A 19799-nucleotide genomic window follows, 5' to 3' on the forward strand; every position below is an offset into this window, starting at 1 on the left:
CGGCGTAGGCTGGGGCCATGCCTGAAGCTGTCATTGTTTCCGTTGCCAGGAGTCCCATCGGCCGAGCATTCAAGGGCTCCCTCAAAGACGAACGGCCCGACGACCTGGCAGCGGCCATGGTCGTCGCGGCCTTGGACAAGATCCCTCAGTTCAATCCTCGCGCCAATGATGGGGAGGGCCTGGACGATCTCTACCTGGGGTGTGCCGAGCCAAGTGGGGAAGCCGGCTCCAACATGGCCCGCGTGGTCACCATCATGACAAACCTGGATGATGTACCGGCAGCAACGGTCAACAGGTTCTGTGCCTCCAGCCTCCAAACCATCAGGATGGCCTTCCACGCCATCAAGGCCGGGGAGGGGCGGGCTTTCGTAGCTGGCGGCGTCGAGGCTGTTTCCCGCTACAGCTCCTGGGCGGGAGCCGGCGAAACGGATGCGCGCAACCACAATCCGCTCTTCGGAGCCGCCGGCCAGCGCACGGCCGCCCGGGCTGCCTCGAACACGCCCTGGACCAATCCCCGTATGGGCGACCGGATGCCCGATATCTATATCTCCATGGGCCAAACCGCCGAGAATGTGGCCACAACATACGGAATCACCAGGGCCGAACAGGACGAGTGGGCGGTCCTGAGCCAGAACCGTGCCGAGGCTGCCATAGACTCCGGATTCTTTGCACGCGAGATCTCCCCTTACACAAGGCGTGACGGCACCGTGGTCAGCAAGGACGATTCACCCCGCTCCGGAGTGACCCTTGAAGCAGTCAGTGCCCTCCAGCCGGTTTTCCGGAAAGAAGGGACGGTTACCGCAGGCAATGCTTGCCCCCTCAACGACGGCGCAGCAGCAGCAGTGGTGATGAGCGATACCCGCGCACGCGAACTTGGCCTTCAGCCCCTGGCAAGGATCGTGTCCACCGGGGTAAGTGCGCTGTCTCCGGAACTAATGGGCATGGGACCGGTGGAAGCCACCCGCCGTGCCCTCGCGGCTGCCGGGCTGGGCATCGGGGACATAGACCTCGTGGAGCTTAATGAAGCCTTCGCCGTCCAGGTCGTAGCCAGCGCCCGCGAACTGGGCATCGACCACTCCCGGCTTAACGTTCACGGGGGCGCAATCGCCCTGGGCCATCCCTTCGGAATGACAGGAACCCGGATGACGGCAACTCTGCTCAGCGGGCTCTCCTCCACCGACAGCACCTTGGGGCTGGCTACGCTCTGCGTCGGTGGCGGCCAGGGGATGGCCATGATTGTGGAACGCCTCAGCTGAAGCACAGCAAAAAGCAGGGCCCCGCCTTTCGAAGTTAATCGAATGGCGGGGCCCTGCTTCAGTTTGGAATCTGCCTGCGGTTAGTCTTCGCCGCGGAGAATTGCCAGGAGTCGAATGATCTCGACGTACAGCCACACCAAGGTCACTGTGAGGCCGAATGCGGCGGTCCAGGAGAACCGCTGCGGGGCTCCGGCGCGGACGCCTGCCTCGATGCTGGTGAAGTCCATGACCAGAGAGAAGGCGGCAAGGCCGATAGCAAGGACGCCGATGACGACCCCAATAATGCCGCTCCGCAATCCGAAGGGCTGATCTACCACTCCCGTCATCATCATCACGAGATTCACCACGGAGAACAGTGCGTAGCCGACCATTGCAATCAGGAAGAAGCGCATGGCCTTGGGGGTGGCGCGCACCTTGCCGCTCTTGAAAAGCAGGAGCGTGACGGCAAAGACGGACAATGTGCCAACGACAGCCTGCAGGCCAACTCCCTGATACATGCCATCCAGGATGCGGGTCAGGCCGCCAAGGAACAGTCCTTCAAGGCCTGCATAGGCCAGGATGAGTGCCGGTGAGGGTTGCTTCTTGAACGTGTTGACCAGGGCGAGCACGAAGCCGCCAAGCGCACCAACGATCATCAGCAGGCTCGCAAGCCCCATGCCCACAACCAGCGTCACGGCGGCGCCAGCCACGAGGACTCCAAGGCAGGCGGCGGTCTTGACAATGACGTCGTCGAAAGTCATCCGTCCGACATCGGCACGTCCGGCTGCCGGCGCGTTGTACATATCCTGGAGCTGGTCCTGCGAAAGATTCTGAGGCTGACCGTAAGGGTTCTGGCCGTACTGGGTCTGGCCATACTGTGCCTGGCCGAACTGGTTCTGGCCATACGGGTTTTGACCGAACTGGTTCTGGCCATACGGAGCCTGCGGAACAGGCGGTGCCTGGGTGGCTCCACGGAAATTCTTTCCGTTGAAGATCGGGTTTCCGCCAAGTGCCATTGCGGGTGTCCTCCATATAAAGGGGGTGGTTAATAATCCTTAAAGATCAAGGTATCAATTTCCACGAGCGGTGGGCAGATATTGTTCCCGGAAACGCTTACCCGCAACCGAACCGTGACATCAGACGCCGGCACTGCCCCCGAGCGAAAGGCGGGCAGTTTTGGCAGCGCTCACTTCCCGCCCCTCCGATCGGGAGCCCAACCCCGCCGGTTGTTACCTTATTGCGACGTTGCCGCCCCTACAGGCCAGCATTTTTTGCACCTACCGGGCTGTAACATAGGCCAAGCAAGGTGACGAATCTCACAAGCCGTTACGGTTTGCGCATCGCAGTACCGCACCACCCTTTAGTTGCCTGCATCGTTCGCAGTGGTTGCAATGGCGCAACCCGATCACCCCCCCAAGCGGAGGTTTTTTATTTTGAGAAGCACACCGAGAGGCATGTTGCACCGGAGACGGGGCAGGTTATTGAAAGCGGTGGGGGCCGTGTTCGCCGCCATCATCACAATCCTGCTCGTCGTCGCACCGGCATCGCAAGCGACCACTCCCTCACCCACACCGTCACCAACAACCACGGTGTTCCAAAACAGCATCAGCGGCTTCCTCCGGGATGACGAGCGTAAACCCATCGCAGATGTCACCATCACCGCCACAAGCGGCGATTTCACGGGAACCGCAAAGTCCGCCGCCAACGGCGCCTGGACTATCGGCGTGCCTACTCAGGGAACCTACGAAGTGGAGCTGGACGAGTCCACGCTTCCAGAGGGCATCAAGCTGGCGGAAGGCCAGGAGAACCCACGCAGCGTTACGTTCAGCCAGACCTCCAACCTCTCGGTGATTTTCGCCTTTGGTAAGGGCATCGTGATCGAGGAGCAGAACTTCGCACAGAATCTCCTCAACCGTCTGGTGGCAGGCCTGAGCTTTGGCCTCCTGCTGGCCCTGGCTTCCGTTGGCCTTTCACTCATTTTCGGTACCACGGGCCTGACGAACTTCGCCCATGGCGAGATGGTGACCTTGGGTGCAGTGGTTATGTTCGGGCTCAGTGCCATGAATCTGCCCTTCTGGCTTGCGGGACTTCTTGCACTCATCTTCGGTGGGCTCGCCGGCTATGTTCAGGATGCCGGCCTCTGGAAGCCCCTGCGCGGACGCGGTACCGGGCTTGTCCCCATGATGATTGTGAGCATCGGGCTCGCCCTCGCCGTCCGCTACGTCATCCAATTCAACTTCGGCGGCGCAACCCAGCAGCTGCCCTTCGCCCAGTCCCCCGAGATCCAACTCGGCCCGGTGTCCATCTCCCCCAACAACCTGTGGTCGCTGATCATCAGTGCGATTGTCATAGCCGTGATCGGCATCGTCCTACTCAAGACCCGTCTGGGGAAGGCCACACGCGCTGTGGCTGACAACCCCGCCTTGGCGGCAGCCTCAGGGATCGACGTCGACGGCGTTATCCGCATCGTGTGGGTCGCGGGTGGAATGCTTGCAGCCCTTGGAGGCATTCTCTGGGCCTACTACCGGCCTGGAGTCACCTTCGATATGGGCTCGCAGATCCTCCTGCTGATTTTCGCCGGCGTCACCCTCGGCGGTCTGGGAACCGTATTCGGTGCCCTGGTGGGATCCATCATCGTTGGCATCTTCGTCGAACTGACCACGGTCTTCGGACTGGCTGCCGACCTCAAGTATGTGGGCGCCCTCTTCATCATGATTATTGTCCTCTTGTTCCGCCCGCAGGGTATCCTCGGCCGGCGTGAGCGTGTGGGTTAGGAGACAGCCATGGACTTCGGATTTATTTTTTCCAGTGCCCTCAGTGAGCTATTCACTCCGACGACGGCGGCATACGCCCTCGCCGCCCTCGGTCTCGCCGTCCATTTCGGTTACTCAGGCCTGCTGAACTTCGGCCAGGCCGGCTTTATGGCGGTGGGAGCCTACGGCTTTGCCATCTCGACACTGACCTTCGGCGTGCCGTTCTTTGTAGGACTGCTCATCGCCGTCATCTGTTCCTCGCTTTTTGCACTGCTGCTGGGTATCCCAACCCTTCGGCTCCGGGCTGACTACCTGGCCATTGTGACCATTGCCGCAGCAGAAATTGTGCGCTACATCGTTACGACCAACCAGCTGGATGCAGTGACCGGATCAGCCGACGGCCTCGGGGCTTTCGAAGGCGGTTTCTACGCAATGAACCCATTCCCCGAGGGTTCCTACATGGGAATGAACAATCGTGACTTCTTCATCCGGGTAGTAGCTTGGGCTTTGGTTATCGTGTGTTGCGTGCTCGTTTGGCTCCTGATGCGCAGCCCTTGGGGCCGTGTACTTAAAGGTATCCGTGAAGACGAGAACGCCGTCCGTTCCCTAGGGAAAAACGTCTACGCCTACAAGATGCAGGCGCTGGTCATTGGTGGCATCCTGGGCGCCTTCGCTGGCATGGTGTTCACCTTGCCCCGCGGCGCCGTCCAGCCCGCCAACTACGGGACTGAACTCACGTTCTTCCTCTGGACCTGCCTCCTGCTCGGCGGCATGTCCACGGTCCTGGGGCCCGTTGTGGGCGCCATGATCTTCTGGGTGGTCCTGTCCCTGACCCAGGGCATCCTTTACGGTCTCATCGAATCCGGCGCAGTGACCTGGCTGACCACGGTCCAGGCGGGGCAGCTGCGTTACATCCTGGTTGGCATTGCCCTGATGCTGCTAATGATCTTCAGACCCCAGGGTGTCTTTGGCAATAAGAAGGAGCTGGCGTTCGCATGAGCCACAGCGCACATTCAACAAGCAACACCGCAGGCAGCACCAAGCAGAACACCGCAGGCGTCGACTACATGACGGATACCAGTCCGATTGCCGCAGGTGAAATCGCCCCCGGCTGCAAGAAGAGGGATCCCATCGTGGTCGCGGAAAACGTGACCCGTAGCTTCGGGGGCATTAACGCCGTCGACGTCCAGTACCTCGAAATCCCGCGGCACAAGATCACGGCTCTCATCGGCCCCAACGGGGCCGGGAAGACCACACTCTTCAACCTCCTCACCGGTTTCGATACCCCGAATTCCGGAAAATGGCAGTTTGACGGCAAAAACATTGAGGGCGTGCCCTCGTACAAGCTGGCCCGCATGGGCATGGTGCGCACCTTCCAGCTCACCAAGGTCATGGGCAAGCTCACTGTCATGGAGAACATGCGGCTTGGTGGCGCTGACCAGCCAGGTGAACGGCTCTCCAAGGCACTGTTCAAAGGAATTTGGGGCAGTCGGGAGAAGGAACTCACCGCCCAGGCCGACGCCTTGCTCGAGAAATTCAAGCTCGACGCCAAAAAGGACGATTACGCAGCGTCTCTCTCCGGCGGCCAACGCAAGCTGCTGGAGATGGCCCGTTCCTTGATGGTCCGGCCCAGGCTGGTCATGTTGGACGAGCCCATGGCCGGGGTGAACCCGGCCCTGACCCAGTCGCTGCTCGACCACATCAAGAACCTCAAGGCCGAAGGCATGACCGTGCTGTTCGTGGAGCACGACATGAACATGGTCAGGCACATCGCCGACTGGGTAGTGGTCATGGCCGAAGGAAAGATCGTGGCCGAAGGTCCCCCTGGTGAAGTGATGAAGAACCCTGCTGTTATCGATGCTTACCTTGGTGCCCACCACGATGTGGATCTTGGTGACACCGAAGGCATCAAGGAACTGGAGGCAGTACTCGAAGCTGACGAGGAATCCATCGTGGGTACCGAAAACGCCGGCATCATCGCGGTTGATTCAGTAGGGCCCAAGATCAGGGAGGCTGACACCGAACAACCCGACCTCAGCCCCGAAGCCCACCAGGCTCCGGCCGCCGATGAGCCCAACTCCCCCGAGTCAGGCATGGCTGATCCCGGCCGCACAGACAAGGACAAAGAATGAGTGCAACCAGCGCAGCGACGTCACCTCAAATGGCGTCCACAGATGACGTCGTCGTAAAGGTTACCGACCTCGTAGCCGGCTATCTTCCGGGCGTAAACATCCTCAACGGCTGCAGCATCGAAGCCCGTAAGGGTGAGCTGATCGGCATCATCGGCCCCAACGGCGCCGGTAAGTCCACGCTTCTGAAGGCCATGTTCGGACTGGTCAAGGTCCATTCAGGCTCTGTTGTGGTCCGGGGCCAGGACATCACTGGGCTCAAGGCGAACAAGCTGGTCACCCAAGGTGTCGGTTTTGTGCCCCAGAACAACAACGTGTTTGCCACCCTCACTATCGAGGAAAACATGCAGATGGGCATGTTCCAGCGGCCCAAGGACTTCGCGAAAAGGTTTGAGTTCGTAACCAGCCTGTTCCCTGAACTGGGCAAGCGGCGGGCCCAGCGTGCAGGCTCCCTTTCCGGTGGTGAACGCCAGATGGTTGCCATGGGGCGCGCACTCATGATGGAACCGGCTGTACTGCTGCTCGATGAGCCCTCTGCCGGCCTCTCCCCCGTCAAGCAGGACGAGACGTTCCTCCGTGTCCACGAGATCAACCGGGCGGGTGTCTCCGTAATCATGGTTGAGCAGAACGCACGCCGCTGCCTGCAGATCTGCGACCGCGGCTATGTCCTGGACCAGGGGAAGGACGCCTATACGGGTACCGGCCGCGAACTGATGAAGGATCCCAAGGTTATCCAGCTCTACCTGGGCACCTTGGCTGACACGGTGGAGTAAGAAGTATCTGACCAGATAAACCGCAAAGCAGAAGGGCCGTCACCACCGGTGGCGGCCCTTCTGCTTTGGAGACCCACACTGCGGGACGGCGGCCGCGCCTTACACCGTTCGGCGGCCAGGCCTCACTTCGCACACGGTCGTCCCCGGGCAACAGGAAGGCCCCCGTCCCAGGCGTGGAATCTGCCTGGGCGAGGGCCTTCTATGGTGTCGGTTAGTGCTCGGCTTTACAGCTTGCCGAATTCTTCCTTCACGGGTGTGTACTTGTTGTCGTCCTGGTACTCGTAGATGCCGATGTAGGCCTCTGTCGGGTCACCAGCGTCCGAGAACGTCACGGGGCCGGACTGGCCGTCGTAGTCGATGTCCTTGCCATCGCGAAGCAACGTGACGCACGATGGGTAGTCGCTGCACTTTTCACCGGTTTCGGAGACTGACTTCAGCTGCTTGGCAATCTCCACACCGTTGGTGCTCTTGGCCGCTTCCGAGGCCAGTGCGATCAGGTTCACGGCGTCGTAGGACTCTCCGGAGTAGCTGTAGTCCTTCAGGCCCGGATCGATGGCCAGCAGCTTCTTCTTGAAGTCTTCCTTGGCGAACGTGCCAGGGATGGTTCCCTGGGCGCCCTTCAAGGTACCCGGCTGCAGGTCCTTGCTGTAGTCAGCCATGTTGCCGTCCACAAGGAACATCTGGTTTGCCTTGACACCCTTGCCCGTCAGAAGCGGAATGATGCTCTTTGCCTCGTCGAAGGTGATCAGAGCAATGGCATCCGGCTTCGCGGCGATGACCTTGTCAACCTGGCTGCTGAACTGGGAGTCACCCGTGTTGTACAGCTCTTCGGCAACAACCTTGCCGCCGGCTGCCTCGAAGGCTTCCTTGACGTTCTTCTGCAGGCCGGTTCCATAGGCGTCGTTCAGGACGATCATGCCCACGGTCTGGGCACCACAGGTGGCCATGTAGTTTCCAAGGACCTTGCCCTGCAGGACGTCAGAAGGCGCAGTACGCCAGTACAGGCCCTTGTCATCCCACGTGGTGAAGTCAGGCGAGGTGTTCGCCGGCGAGAAGTGGATGACACCCGCGCCGGTGATCTGGTTGATAACCGTCTTGGAGACAGACGATGAGGCTGCGCCGACAATAGCGCTGACTCCCTGGCCGAGCAGAGCCGAAGTGGACTGCGTCGCGATATCGGTCTTGGTGTCACCGGAGTCGCGGTGGATAACTTCTACAGGCTTGCCAAGGACACCGCCGGCAGCATTGACTTCCTGGATGCCGAGGTTAACACCGGCAATTTCGGGTGGGCCAAGGAAGGCCAGGTTGCCCGTCGTCGGCAGGAGCGAGCCGATCTTCAACGGTGTATCGGTGGTGGTTGTCGATGCAGGGACGGAACCGGCTGTTGCCGCGGGCGGGGTGGTGGTACCGCCTCCTGCTCCTGCGGGGCAGGCGATCCCTGCGGACGGAGCCGTGGTGGTTTCTGTCGACCCGGGGGTAGGTGAACCGCCACAAGCCGTAGCCAGAAGAGCGACACCGAAGCTAAGCGCTGTGAGCTTAGCAACCCGCGGCGCTGCCTGGGGAATTGCAATCATTTAGAATCTCCTCGATCGAAAGGTGCGAACGGCCTTTGATGCGAATTACCAGGTGTTCCTGGGTTTAACTTTCAAGCTAGTGCAATTTAGGCTCGAAGATAAGTGACTACGGTCACATCCTTATAACACTCGTTGCCTATGGGAAACCTAACGGGCATGACGGGCCACGGTGAGGGACAGTGGGCGCTCATAAGGGGCGTCGTCCAGGTCTTGCTTGGTTGACCCCGTCCTGGCGGAAGAAGATGATGCGATTGCCCACGAGCCCCCATGCTAGGCGCCTCCGATACCAGGTTGCCTCTGGTGGCGCTAAGAGAACGGCTCGTAAACTTTAGCTGAGTACGTGGTCTCCAGGGCCGACTGGAGGCCCGAAGATCCCAGTAATTACCGGGATTTCGGGCCAGTGCCCCAGGTGGGACTCGAACCCACAACACGCGGATTTTAAGTCCGCTGCCTCTGCCAATTGGGCTACTGGGGCGCCCGGTCAATGTTATCCCGTCAAAGGCGTGCCAGTGGCCCGGCATACCGAAATGTCCCATGGATGCCACCAGGCCAGACCGCCAGGGGCAGCAACTGGAAGTAGTCACCCCACTCGGGGCTGGGCGGATCAATACCAAGGGAGGTTGATGGGACAAACCCGAACCGCTCATAGTAGACGGGGCTTCCCAGCAGTGCGATGCCCCATTCCCCCGCTGCATTGGCCCGGACCACAGTCTCATGGATAAGCGCCGAGCCTATGCCATGCCGCTGCAGCTTCGGTACCACGCCTATGGGGCCCAGTCCCAGCAGCTCCAGGTCATTAACCCAACCCCGGGTGCTGATAACGTGGCCCACAATTTCGCCGTCGAGCTCGGCAACGATGCTGAACTGCGGCAGGTATTCATCACAATCGAAAAGCTGGCGCAGCACCTCCACCTCGATTGGCTCGCCTTCAACCGGCATGCCCGTAGCCGGTGACACCGCGAAGGCCGCAGCAGTGAGCTCCAGGAGCGCTTCCCGGTCCTCCGGCTGCTCGTCTCGCAGCAGCAGCTGGGGCGCCGGCACATGGGCGTTCTCAGCCGCCAGCTCGGCCAGTACTGCCATGGCTCGGGGTGCGTCGGCCACAGGGACCAGCAGGTGATCGTGGTGGAAGCCGGCGAGTACGTTACAGCTGATCTTGGCTGCTGTCAGGGCCGCGCTCACGGCCGCCGTAAGGCCCACAGCTTCGAGGGCCGAGTGCACCTGGAGGGTGATCCAGGATGCCACGAAGTCGTACTTCAGTCCCTGCGCATCGGCCTCGCTACGCGGCAGCACGACCGTGAGGCCCTCGGCTTCCCGGACAGCTGCTTCAATTCCGCCTCCCAGTGGCTTGCCGTGCGGCCAGAGAGCATAAACATAGTCGCCCTGCCGGAGAACGGGCTGCATTGTGGCCAGAAGTGCCTGGAGGTCTTTTTCGCCTGTCATGAGGCCAGTCTACGTAAACCGCCTTCCCAGCAAGCCAGCTGAAACGGCAGTGTCCGACGGGTTAACCACGACGGCGGCCGTCCCCCCAGAGGGAACGGCCGCCGTCGTGCTTTTACACAGTGTGTATCAGTGCAGTTACTTGCTCTCCGCTGAAACTGATTCCTTGGCCTTGGCCGCTGGAGATCCCTGTTTGCCTGCGGGAATCTCCGGCGGGGTGGCAGCGGCCGGCTTAGGTGCCGGTGTGGCTGCCGCAACGAAGGCCCCGCGCGGGTTGTCGAGGTCGATCAGTTGAGTGGTGTCGCGGCCCACAAAGAAGGCGACGATCCAGTTGAGGATGACCCGGAACTTGCGCTCAAAGGTAGGCATCGCCATTCCGTGGTAGCCGCGGTGCGCCAGCCAGGCGAGTCCGCCCTTGAGGCCAATGCTGCCGACCAGGTTGATGTTGGCAACGCCCTTCCATTCACCGAAACCGGCCACAGCGCCCAGGTTCTTGTGCTTGTAGTCCTTGAGCTGCTTCTCCCACCGGGAGGCCCACAGATTCTTGGCAAGCAGCTTGGCCTGACGCAGCGCGTGCTGTGCGTTGGGCACGCAGAAGCCGCCCACTCCCCCGCCGGAAAGGTCAGGAACAGCTGCGACGTCACCGGCAGCCCAGGCGTTTTCAACAATGCCTTCATCTCCGGCGATGCGAAGGTCCGGCAGCGTGCGGACACGTCCGCGCTCGTCCAAGGGGAAATCGGTGGAGCGGACCATCGGGTTTGCCTGCACACCTGCAGTCCAGACGAGGGTGTCAGCTTCGAATTCCTGCGCGAGCGTCTTATCCGGCAGGTTGATCAGCTTGAGGGCGCTCTCGGCGTTGTCAAGGGAAGTGTTCAGCAGCACCTCGATGCCGCGGCTGCGGAGGTGCTCCACTACCCACTCGGCCTGCTTTTCCGTGACCTCGGGCATGATTCGGCCCATGGCTTCGACAAGCACGAAGCGGATTTCGTCCTGGCTGATGCGCGGGTTGTTCCGGACGGCTGCGCGGGCCAGATCTTCCATCTCAGTGATGCACTCAATGCCTGCGAAGCCACCGCCCACAACCACGAAGGTGAGGGCCCGGGCGCGCTCGGCAGGGTCAGTCATTACGGAGGCGGCTTCGATCCGCTCTAGAACCTTGTTGCGGAGTGCAACAGCTTCCTCGATGGTCTTGAGGCCGATCCCCTTGTCAGCGAGTCCCTTGATCGGGAAGGTGCGCGTAATGGCACCTGCCGCAACAACGACGTCGAAGTAAGGAACTTCAAAGTTGGCGCCGCCATCTGCCGGCGCCACAACGGCCGTCCGGTTGGCGTGATCAACGGAGACGACACGGCCCTGGATCAGCTCGGTCTGCTTGAGGTGCTGGCGGTGGGAAACAACGGCATGGCGTGCCTCGATGTTTCCGCCGGCGACCTCCGGCAGGAACGGTTGGTACGTCATGTAAGGCAGCGGATCAACGAGGGTGACGATGCCACCGGCATTCGCGATCTTCTTCTGCAGTTTGAGGGCTACGTACAGGCCGACGTACCCGCCGCCGACGACGAGTACCCTGGGACGGTCCTGGAGCTGTGGGGTGGATGCCATGTTTCAAGAATACAGTAGTTTGTGAAAATCTTCACTAACTAGGTCCTGCACTTGTCCGCTGACTGGATGGAACAGCTTCAAGGACTCCTGTATCAGGCTCTTCCGGCGCCTTAATGGGATTCCTGTAGGCCCGCAGGAACTGGAAAGTCCCTGCGCCGATGATGGCCAGGAACAGCAAGCCGAAGCCCACGACTACCAGAGCGGGAAGGACGGCCTCCCCCGAGGAAGGCGCTTCTGCTGCAGGCACCGTGGCTTCGGGAAGCGTGGGAGCAGCGCTCGTGGGGCTCTCGTTCGGAACAGGGGCAGCAGGCGCCTCGCCTCCCCTTCGGTGTACACGAATCCAGTCTGAAATGGTGCCCAACGGGTTAACCGCGGCCTCCGGCACGTTGGCTTTCAGCGCCGCCTCAGCGTTCAGGACTCCAAACCCGTAGATGGGATCTTTGCCCGGGACACCTGCGTCTTTCGCCGTAGTGACGATGCGGTTGATCACCTGCTTCGCGCTCATCTCCGGCCACTTGGAACGGATCAGCGCGGCAACACCGGCAACAATCGGCGTCGCCCCGGATGTTCCAGCCCATTCCGCATAGCCGCCACCCGGCATGCCACCGAGCAGGTCTTCAGCGGGGGCAGCCACGCCTATGCTGATGCCTTGTGAGGACGAATCGACGCTAGCCAAACCCTTACGGTCCAATCCGGCCACCGTGAGCACCCCGGGGATGGTGGCAGGTGCTCCGACCTGCACGTTTCCTCCCACCCGGTTTCCGGCCGCTGCAACAATGACAACGTCCTTTTGCTCCGCATAGAGGAAGGCCGCGTCCCAGCTCTGGGGCCACTGGGGTGAAGTGCTGCCAAGCGAGATGTTGATGACCTGTGCCCCGTTGTCCACCGCCCACCGGACTGCGTCCGGAATCTGCTCCTGGTCAGTCCTGCCACCCGGGTTTGTCGAACCGAGCCAGGTGGAGACTGAAAGAATCTGAGCTTCAGGAGCGACCCCGACAATCCCGTCGGGGCCGGTTGCGGGTTCCGGTCCGCTGGTCGGCTTAGCGGTTGAATCCTTGGGCTGGTGTCCACGGCCTGCCAGCATCGTGGCGACCAGCGTCCCGTGTTCAGGCTTCGCTCCGATGCTTTTCCGTCCATCCGGGCTCCCGGCGCCGGAGGCATCAGAGCCACCCGAAACCACTCCCTTGAGGTCCGGGTGCTCGGCGTCCACGCCGCTGTCGATCACGGCTACCTTCACGTTGGCGCCCTTGGAAACCTCCCAGGCCTTCGTGATGCCGGATTCGGCCAGCCAGTACTGCTTGTCCCGCCAACTATCGGCATGTGCCACCGGCGCCGCAACCAGGGCTGTGGTCAGGCTGCCGCCTGCGAGGGCCACAGCCATGAGTGCGGAGGCGGTCCGGCGGTACCGGGCTGTTGCTCTGGTCATTCTGGTCCAATCGGCTGTACGTCAGGCTGCACGGGCGGTCTTCAGATGCTCCGGGTCAGGGGCGGGCGTCGCGTGGAGGGCTTGATCTAGAGGGCACTGAGGGCAATTCCGTCGAGAATATCGTGTTCGCTGCTGACGGCCGTGCTGATGCGCCCATCGGTGACCTCCGCCATCCGTTCCAGGACGCGGCGCCACACCAGTGCACCGGCCCCGATAACGTCAACACGGCCCGGGTGCATGTAGGGCAAGGCCGCCCTTTCCGCACGTGTCATTCGCAGCAGGTCGCTGGCCGCCTCCCGGATGACCGTGATGCTCAGTTCAGTGCCATGGATGGCTGCCGGTGAGTAAGCAGGCAACCGCAATGCGTGCGCGGTGATCGTGGTGATAGAGCCGGCAACGCCGACGACGACGGCAGTACGTTCGAGGGGAACGATCAGGGCCGCTTGGCTGATGGCGGCGTCGACGTCGGCTTCCGCCGCCGCGATTTCTTCGGCTGTTGGCGGGTCAGTGAGCAGGTGCCGTTCGGTCATCCTGACACAGCCGATATCCACTGATTTCGCGGCAATCACCCCGGAGACATCGCCGAGCACAAACTCCGTGCTTCCACCGCCGAGGTCCACCACCAATACAGGATCCTGACCCCTGGAGGGCAATACGCTGCTGGCGCCCGCAAAGGACAGCGCCGCCTCTTCATCTCCTGAGATGACTTCTGGCTCGACGCCAAGAAGCTCGCGGATACCGTCAACGAAGACCTGTCGGTTCGCAGCATCCCTGGTGGCGGACGTAGCCACGAATCTGACGTGGCTGGCCCCCTTGTCCCTGATCATCGACGCGTAGTCTGCCGCCGCAGCGAAGGTCCGATCAAGCGCTTCCTGCGCCAACTCCCCCGTGGCATCAACCCCTTGGCCGAGCCGAACCACCCGCATTTCCCGCACCACATCGGTCAGGGCGAACGTGCCGTCCTGGCGTGCGGCGTCAGCGATCAGAAGGCGGATTGAATTGGTACCGCAGTCAACGGCCGCTACACGGGTCATGGGAGATCCTTTTGTGCGGCCGGGCCGCGTACAGGGGCTGGGCGGCCCACGATGTCAGGCAAGCCCTGGGGGCCGTGACGGCTTAGTTCGCGTGAGGGCGTCTCGCCGGCGGTATCCCAGGCTCCATCGCAGTAGCAACGGTCGGTCGTCCACCATTCGGCGATGGCGGCCAGGGCTTCGTCACCGAGCGGATTCACACCGGGGCCTGCGGCCAGGGAGTGGCCCACCAGGACATGGAGGCATTTGACGCGGGTGGGCATTCCGCCTGCTGAAACGCCGTCGATCTCCGGTACCGCGCCGATTCCGCAGCGTGCACCGATCTCGTTCCGGGAGCGCAGGTAGGCCTCATGGGCTGACTGGTACCGCTCTGCGAGGAGCGTGTCCTCTGCTAGCCGCTCGTTCATCGTGGTCATCAAGCCAGCGGCCTCGAGCCGGGATACCGCGGCGGTGATCACCGGATGTGTCAGGTAGAACGTGGTGGGAAACGGGGTTCCGTTGCTGAGCCGGGGTGCGGTGGCTGCCACCAGGGGGTTGCCACAGACGCAGCGCGCCGGGATCTCGACAACGTCCCGTACCGGCCGGCCGAGCTGGCGGCTGAGGACGTCAAGATCCTTTTCTGACGGCTGGCGGAGTTCCTCGGGCGAGGCCGCTGCATTCGTTTCCACTGCTTTCCGTTCCACTGCTTTCCGTTCCACTGCTTTCAATTCCGCGCGCTCAATTCCACCGGGCTGCCGCTTTCCTTCCCGGCGGGGAATGTCCCAAGAACATTCCAATGGCGGTTCTGCTTCTAGTCTGTTGCCGACCGCCGGATGGACTCCCAGAGGGCATCCACCCATGGCAGGTTGGCGGGGTCTTCTGCTGATCCTGCACCGGCTTGGCCACTGCTCGTTACGGCAGGCTGATCGCTGCCAAAAACCCAGTAGCCCGTCTCACCTGGCATAACCATGTTAATGCGGTCCCGGGCCTGCTGTTTGACATAGTTGGGATCCTGCCACCGGGACACCTGCTGCTTGAGGCTGTTTTGCTCTGCCTTGCGTGCGGCGATGTCCGCTTCGAGGGCCGCTATTTCGGCTGACTTTTCAAACCAGATCTTCACTGTTGGAGCCAGCATCACGGTGATAGCTATCATCACCACTGCCAGCGCCAGGAACCGGCCGGAAAACGCCCGCGCGGGGACAGGATCCACAGAGTCGTCGCCATCCCGCTCGCCCGGCTGGAGTGGGCCACTCTTGGCGGTGCCGGATTTGGCCGTGCCACTCTTGGCGGTGCCGGTCTTCTCAGCTGCGGCTCTGGCCGTTCCCGATCTATCGCTGGTGGCTTTAGCAGCAGACTTCTGACGCTCGTCTGCCAGCACTCCCAGGCTTGCCGAACCAGGCTTCGTCCCTGGGATCGTAGAACCGAAATTCGCCTGAATGACATCGCCGCCGTCGGTCCCTTCCGCTGTGGGGGCCGCAGTGGTGATCCTGGGAACCTTGGGACGTCGGGTTGCCATGACACTCCTGTAATGCCCTTGTCCTTGCGGGCGGGGTCCTTGCGGGCGGGTTGCTGCTCTTGCTTTGCTGTTTGTTGCTCTTGCCGGCTCCTGTGGGGCCTGACTGCCTTCCCGGTTAAAAAAACCGGTGGCCATGGTCTTTTCAACCATAGCCACCGGTCAGGCGATTTTGCGGCTACTAGCCCTTGAAACGCGGGAAGGCGCTGCGGCCGGCGTAGCGTGCGGCGTCGTCGAGTTCTTCTTCGATGCGCAGCAGCTGGTTGTACTTGGCAACACGCTCCGAACGCGCAGGCGCGCCTGTCTTGATCTGACCGGCGTTGGTGGCGACGGAGATGTCAGCGATGGTGGTGTCCTCCGTCTCGCCTGAGCGGTGGGAGGTGATGGTGGTGTAACCTGCGCGCTGGGCGAGGGACACGGCGTCGAGGGTTTCGGTCAGTGAACCGATCTGGTTGACCTTAACCAGCAGCGAGTTTGCCGTGCTGGTGTCCAGGCCCTGCTGGAGGCGTACCGGGTTGGTGACGAAGAGGTCATCACCCACGAGCTGGACTTTGGAACCGATCGAATCGGTCAGTGTCTTCCAGCCCTCCCAGTCGTTCTCATCCAGCGGGTCCTCGATGGAAACGAGCGGGTAGTCGGCAACGAGCTCGGCGTAGTAGGCGCTCATTTCAGCCGAGGTCAGGGACTTGCCCTCGAACTGGTAAGCACCGTCGGTGAAGAACTCGGAGGAGGCGACGTCCAGGGCCAGAGCGATGTCCACACCCGGGGTGTAGCCAGCGTTCTTAATTGCTTCCTGAATCAGGTCCAGGGCAGCGCGGTTGGACGGAAGGTTCGGCGCAAAGCCGCCTTCGTCGCCCAGGCCGGTGGCGAGGCCCTTTTCCTGGAGGACGGCCTTGAGTGCGTGGTACACCTCAACGCCCCAGCGCAGGCCCTCCGAGAAGGTCTCCGCGCCCAGCGGGACAACCATGAATTCCTGGATGTCGACGTCGGAATCGGCGTGGGAGCCACCGTTGAGGATGTTCATCAGCGGCACGGGCAGAACGTGCGCGTTGGGTCCGCCGAGGTACTTGTAGAGGGGCAGGTCCGCAGACGCCGCAGCAGCATTGGCAACGGCCAGGGAAACGCCCAGGATGGCGTTAGCGCCGAGCTTGCTCTTGTTGGGCGTACCGTCCAGGTCGATCATGGCCTGGTCGATGCTGCGCTGGTCCGTGGCGTCGAAGCCAATCAGCGCAGGAGCGATCTGGTCGATGACGGCGTCGACGGCCTTCTGGACGCCCTTGCCGAGGTAACGGCCCTTGTCTCCGTCGCGGAGTTCGACGGCCTCGTGCTCGCCGGTGGAGGCACCGGACGGAACTGCTGCGCGGCCGATCTGGCCGTCGGAAAGCAGAACTTCAACTTCTACTGTCGGGTTGCCGCGGGAATCGAGGATCTCGCGGGCGTGGATGGCATCGATAAGCGCCATGAATATGCTCCTTATGGTGAAGCGATTTACTGGGAATCTAGCTGAAAACTCGACGTACTCGTCAGGACAAGCGTAGTCGAGAGTGGTACAGGTTACGGAAACCTCTCCGGCACCTTGACGTCATGAAGGCGAGCCGTGGCGTTCCTGGAATTCGCGGACGGCCCCACGCAGGGCGCGTTCGGCGTCCAGACCGTGGGCCCGAGCCCGCGCCACAAGACCAAAAAGGAGCTCGCCGAGCTCTTTTTCGGAGTACCCGGCAGGCGCGGCCGCAGGCATTAATTCAGGCATTAATTCACTCAACTTCACAGGCGGCACTGCGGGTGTGTCCAGTCCTGCCCGCTCTGCCCGGTCCAGTGCTTTCTGGGCGCGGGCAAGAGCGGGTAAAGCGAGCGGGATGCCTTCGAAGACACCCGTGCCTGCCGGCTTTTCCGCCCTTTTAACGGCATCCCATTTCTGCACGATCTCGGCCACCGTGGCCGGGAAGGTGTCCTGGAGAGTACCGTCCGGACGGAAAACGTGCGGGTTGCGGCGGATCATCTTGCCCGTGATGCTGCGGACGACGTCGTCGAAGTCGAAGACATCGCGTTCCTGGGCCAAGCGGGCGTGGAGCACAACCTGCAGGAGGACATCGCCCAGTTCGCCTTGGAGCTCGGCCTCATCAGCGTCCGTCTCAATGGTCTCGGCGACCTCAAAGGCTTCCTCCAGCAGATACTCCACGAGCGACTCGTGGGTCAGCGCCCCCATCCACGGGCAGTGCTCCCGGAGTGCTGCGACGACGGCAATCAGTTCTGCAACGGGAGTTCCTTTGCTTTCAGGAAGACCGGCGTCCGGCCCGGATCCGCCGCTATCAGGCAAGGTTGGCGTAGGCGTCGTTGATGTATTCGACGAGGGCTTCTTTCTCTTCGAGAGGCAGGAAGGCGGCCTCGGCGGCGTTGAGGGTCAGTTCAAGCAGGTCATCGAGGTCGTAATCGAACGTCTCAACCAGGAGTTCAAACTCATCGGTGAGCGTCACCCCGCTCATGAGGCGGTTGTCGGTGTTGATGGTGACGTTGAAGCCCAGCTGGTAAAGCATGTCCAGCGGATGGCTGTCGAGGTCGTCACCGAAACCTGCGATAGCGCCCGTCTGCACGTTGGAGGAGGGGCAGATTTCCAAGGCGATGCCGCGGTCCCGGACCCAACTTGAGAGGTTACCAAGGGTCACGAGGCCCACGTTGTCGTCGTCCGAGGCATCTTCCGCGTCTTCGAACTCAACCATGATGTCCTCGGCAATGCGTACACCGTGGCCCAGGCGGAGGGCCCGGCCATCCACCAGCGCGGACTGGATGCTTTCCAGTCCTGCGGCCTCGCCGGCGTGGACGGTGGCCGGGAAGTTGTTCTCAGCCAGATAGGTGAAGGCATCCTTGAAACGTGAGGGCAGAAAGCCGTCCTCTGCTCCGGCGATGTCGAAGCCGACCGCGCCATTGTCCCGGTGCCGCACGGCAAGTTCGGCGATTTCCTGGCCACGGTCAGCATGGCGCATGGCTGTGATGAGCTGGCCTACCTGGATGTCGCGGCCGCTTTCAGCAACGGCGTCCACGCCGGCCTCAAGGCCGGCCTGGACCGCCTCAACGGTCTCGTCCAGGGTCAAACCCTTCTGAAGGTGCTGCTCAGGTGCCCAGCGCACTTCGCCGTACACGACTCCGTCGTCCGCCAGATCCTCGACGAACTCCTTGGCGACCCGGAACAGGCCGTCTTTGGTCTGCATGACCGCAACAGTGTGGTCGAAGGTTTCCAGGTAGCGGACAAGGGATCCCGAATCAGCGGACTCCCGGAACCACTCGCCGAGCGCCACAGGATCGGTTGTGGGCAGGGTGTGCCCCACTTCGTTGGCCAGTTCAATAATCGTGGACGGGCGCAATCCGCCATCCAGGTGGTCATGCAGGGAGACCTTGGGAAGGCTCTTCAGGTCGAAGTCGAGGGCAGGGGCAGCGTCAAGGATAGGCTCAGTCACGTTCCAACCTTAGGGTTGGCGGCCAGCTAATGCCAGCCGCTACGTTCCGCTTGCTTCTGCGTCCACTGCGGTAGAGGCGAGGATGGGAGAAGATCCGGATTCCAGGGTTTGCGCGCCGGCAGGACCGCCGTCCAGCCACTCATCAACCACTTCGGCATCATTGCGTGCGAGGTGCTTGTGCCACCAGCGCAGCACGTGGTCGATGAGGATTCCCAGCACGATGGCGAACACCACCGCAATTCCGGCGCTAAGCAGCGGATTGTGGTGGAGCCAGGGGAACGAGCTTGCCAGGATGCCGATCCCGATTGAGTAGCCCACCCAGGTGATGCAGGCGAAGGCGTCCAGCAGGAAAAAGCGGCGGTGCGCAAAACCGGTACTCCCGGCTACGTAGTTGACCGCCACCCGCCCCCATGGGATGTACCTTGCCGTGAAGATCAGGACAGCGCCGCGTTTTTCAAGTTCGTAGCGCGCCCAGCCGAACGCCTTTTGGACCTTCGCCCGGCGCATCCACTTCCAGCGTTCCAGGCCGATCTTCCGCCCCAGGAGGAAAGCCATATTGTCGCCGGCGATGGCTCCAACCAGGGCGGTCGCCCCAAGGATCCAGAGATTGGGTTCCCCGCTGTGCCGGGAGAAGGCCGCGAGCGCCACGATAAGGGTCTCACTGGGGACAACCATGGCGAAGCCGTCAACGAAGAAAAACAGAAGCAATACAGGGTAGATCCACCACTGTCCCGCCGCATGGAGCACGGCCTCATTAATAAACTCCACGCGGTGGTTCTCCTAGACGAAAAATCTCGCAGCTACATGTGATGGAAATCGCTCTTCAGTGTCCCACGGCCGGGGCGTCGTTCGCTACGCCCCGACCGGGGAAAACACCACTTTGAGCGTATCTTTA

The 19799-nt window shown here is 61.9% G+C and carries 17 protein-coding genes and 1 tRNA gene; 5 read left to right on the plus strand and 13 right to left on the minus strand.

Going from position 1 to position 19799, the window contains the following annotated elements:
• The first annotated feature begins 17 nt into the window (after nt 1–17).
• The gene (locus tag M1E05_RS15730; protein WP_461163488.1) at nt 18–1256 is read left to right on the plus strand and encodes an acetyl-CoA C-acetyltransferase; all 1239 of its coding nucleotides are present in this window, start codon (nt 18–20) and stop codon (nt 1254–1256) included.
• An 80-nt stretch (nt 1257–1336) separates the two neighbouring features.
• Here M1E05_RS15730 and M1E05_RS15735 read toward each other — a convergent pair whose 3' ends face one another.
• Entirely contained in the window at nt 1337–2251 is a 915-nt protein-coding gene (locus M1E05_RS15735) for a Bax inhibitor-1/YccA family protein (RefSeq protein ID WP_461163489.1), read from the minus strand.
• A gap of 438 nt (nt 2252–2689) precedes the next feature.
• Between M1E05_RS15735 and M1E05_RS15740 the strand changes: the two genes are divergently transcribed.
• From M1E05_RS15740 to M1E05_RS15755, 4 genes are read left to right on the plus strand one after another with little or no spacing between them, the layout of a single operon-like run.
• Entirely contained in the window at nt 2690–4009 is a 1320-nt protein-coding gene (locus tag M1E05_RS15740; protein WP_461163490.1) for a branched-chain amino acid ABC transporter permease, read from the plus strand.
• A gap of 9 nt (nt 4010–4018) precedes the next feature.
• Nucleotides 4019–4987 (plus strand): branched-chain amino acid ABC transporter permease, encoded by a 969-nt coding sequence (locus tag M1E05_RS15745; RefSeq protein ID WP_458113610.1) that lies wholly within the window; start codon nt 4019–4021, stop codon nt 4985–4987.
• Nucleotides 4984–6120: an ABC transporter ATP-binding protein gene (locus M1E05_RS15750; protein ID WP_458113609.1), complete on the plus strand. Its 1137-nt coding sequence runs from the start codon at nt 4984–4986 to the stop codon at nt 6118–6120. Before M1E05_RS15745 ends, M1E05_RS15750 begins: the two co-directional genes overlap by 4 nt.
• Nucleotides 6117–6890, plus strand: a complete 774-nt coding sequence (locus tag M1E05_RS15755; protein ID WP_309106198.1) for an ABC transporter ATP-binding protein — start codon at nt 6117–6119, stop codon at nt 6888–6890. Before M1E05_RS15750 ends, M1E05_RS15755 begins: the two co-directional genes overlap by 4 nt.
• 224 nt (nt 6891–7114) lie before the next feature.
• Here the strand turns inward: M1E05_RS15755 and M1E05_RS15760 are convergent, their stop codons facing one another.
• The 12 genes from M1E05_RS15760 to M1E05_RS15815 all read right to left on the minus strand — a co-directional run bounded on the left by M1E05_RS15760 (nt 7115) and on the right by M1E05_RS15815 (nt 19672).
• Nucleotides 7115–8464 (minus strand): ABC transporter substrate-binding protein, encoded by a 1350-nt coding sequence (locus tag M1E05_RS15760; RefSeq protein WP_458113608.1) that lies wholly within the window; start codon nt 8462–8464, stop codon nt 7115–7117.
• A gap of 401 nt (nt 8465–8865) precedes the next feature.
• Nucleotides 8866–8939 (minus strand) — tRNA-Leu (locus M1E05_RS15765).
• A gap of 20 nt (nt 8940–8959) precedes the next feature.
• Nucleotides 8960–9904, minus strand: a complete 945-nt coding sequence (locus tag M1E05_RS15770; protein WP_458113607.1) for an N-acetyltransferase — start codon at nt 9902–9904, stop codon at nt 8960–8962.
• Between the two features lie 135 nt (nt 9905–10039).
• Nucleotides 10040–11503, minus strand: a complete 1464-nt coding sequence (locus M1E05_RS15775) for an NAD(P)/FAD-dependent oxidoreductase (RefSeq protein WP_458113606.1) — start codon at nt 11501–11503, stop codon at nt 10040–10042.
• Between the two features lie 34 nt (nt 11504–11537).
• Entirely contained in the window at nt 11538–12929 is a 1392-nt protein-coding gene (locus tag M1E05_RS15780; RefSeq protein WP_458113605.1) for a S8 family serine peptidase, read from the minus strand.
• Between the two features lie 86 nt (nt 12930–13015).
• On the minus strand, nt 13016–13963 hold the full coding sequence (locus tag M1E05_RS15785; protein ID WP_458113604.1) for a Ppx/GppA phosphatase family protein: 948 nt from the start codon (nt 13961–13963) through the stop codon (nt 13016–13018).
• A complete protein-coding gene (locus tag M1E05_RS15790) occupies nt 13960–14628 on the minus strand; it encodes a DUF501 domain-containing protein (RefSeq protein WP_458113603.1) in 669 nt (222 codons plus the stop codon). Before M1E05_RS15790 ends, M1E05_RS15785 begins: the two co-directional genes overlap by 4 nt.
• 122 nt (nt 14629–14750) lie before the next feature.
• Nucleotides 14751–15455, minus strand: coding sequence for an FtsB family cell division protein (locus M1E05_RS15795; protein WP_458113602.1), 705 nt, complete (start codon nt 15453–15455; stop codon nt 14751–14753).
• A 178-nt stretch (nt 15456–15633) separates the two neighbouring features.
• Nucleotides 15634–16914, minus strand: a complete 1281-nt coding sequence (eno, locus tag M1E05_RS15800) for a phosphopyruvate hydratase (RefSeq protein WP_458113601.1) — start codon at nt 16912–16914, stop codon at nt 15634–15636.
• A gap of 120 nt (nt 16915–17034) precedes the next feature.
• On the minus strand, nt 17035–17658 hold the full coding sequence (locus M1E05_RS15805) for a MazG family protein (RefSeq protein WP_461165266.1): 624 nt from the start codon (nt 17656–17658) through the stop codon (nt 17035–17037).
• A gap of 103 nt (nt 17659–17761) precedes the next feature.
• On the minus strand, nt 17762–18904 hold the full coding sequence (locus M1E05_RS15810; protein WP_461163491.1) for an adenosine deaminase: 1143 nt from the start codon (nt 18902–18904) through the stop codon (nt 17762–17764).
• 39 nt (nt 18905–18943) lie between these two features.
• Nucleotides 18944–19672 carry a DedA family protein gene (locus M1E05_RS15815; RefSeq protein ID WP_458113599.1) on the minus strand — a complete coding sequence of 243 codons (729 nt, stop codon included), beginning with the start codon at nt 19670–19672 and terminating at the stop codon, nt 18944–18946.
• Between the last annotated feature and the right edge of the window lie 127 nt (nt 19673–19799).

Source organism: Arthrobacter sp. R4-81 (genome assembly GCF_054792365.1).

Bases quoted from the DNA above. Each gene is read 5' to 3' on its own strand.
- M1E05_RS15750 (WP_458113609.1), top strand. From the start codon at position 4,984: ATGAGCCACAGCGCACATTCAACAAGCAACACCGCAGGCAGCACCAAG.
- eno (WP_458113601.1), bottom strand. From the start codon at position 16,914: ATGGCGCTTATCGATGCCATCCACGCCCGCGAGATCCTCGATTCCCGC.
- M1E05_RS15775 (WP_458113606.1), bottom strand. From the start codon at position 11,503: ATGGCATCCACCCCACAGCTCCAGGACCGTCCCAGGGTACTCGTCGTC.
- M1E05_RS15795 (WP_458113602.1), bottom strand. From the start codon at position 15,455: ATGGCAACCCGACGTCCCAAGGTTCCCAGGATCACCACTGCGGCCCCC.
- M1E05_RS15780 (WP_458113605.1), bottom strand. From the start codon at position 12,929: ATGACCAGAGCAACAGCCCGGTACCGCCGGACCGCCTCCGCACTCATG.
- M1E05_RS15745 (WP_458113610.1), top strand. From the start codon at position 4,019: ATGGACTTCGGATTTATTTTTTCCAGTGCCCTCAGTGAGCTATTCACT.
- M1E05_RS15735 (WP_461163489.1), bottom strand. From the start codon at position 2,251: ATGGCACTTGGCGGAAACCCGATCTTCAACGGAAAGAATTTCCGTGGA.
- M1E05_RS15755 (WP_309106198.1), top strand. From the start codon at position 6,117: ATGAGTGCAACCAGCGCAGCGACGTCACCTCAAATGGCGTCCACAGAT.
- M1E05_RS15760 (WP_458113608.1), bottom strand. From the start codon at position 8,464: ATGATTGCAATTCCCCAGGCAGCGCCGCGGGTTGCTAAGCTCACAGCG.
- M1E05_RS15740 (WP_461163490.1), top strand. From the start codon at position 2,690: ATGTTGCACCGGAGACGGGGCAGGTTATTGAAAGCGGTGGGGGCCGTG.
- M1E05_RS15770 (WP_458113607.1), bottom strand. From the start codon at position 9,904: ATGACAGGCGAAAAAGACCTCCAGGCACTTCTGGCCACAATGCAGCCC.
- M1E05_RS15730 (WP_461163488.1), top strand. From the start codon at position 18: ATGCCTGAAGCTGTCATTGTTTCCGTTGCCAGGAGTCCCATCGGCCGA.
- M1E05_RS15785 (WP_458113604.1), bottom strand. From the start codon at position 13,963: ATGACCCGTGTAGCGGCCGTTGACTGCGGTACCAATTCAATCCGCCTT.
- M1E05_RS15805 (WP_461165266.1), bottom strand. From the start codon at position 17,658: ATGGGGGCGCTGACCCACGAGTCGCTCGTGGAGTATCTGCTGGAGGAA.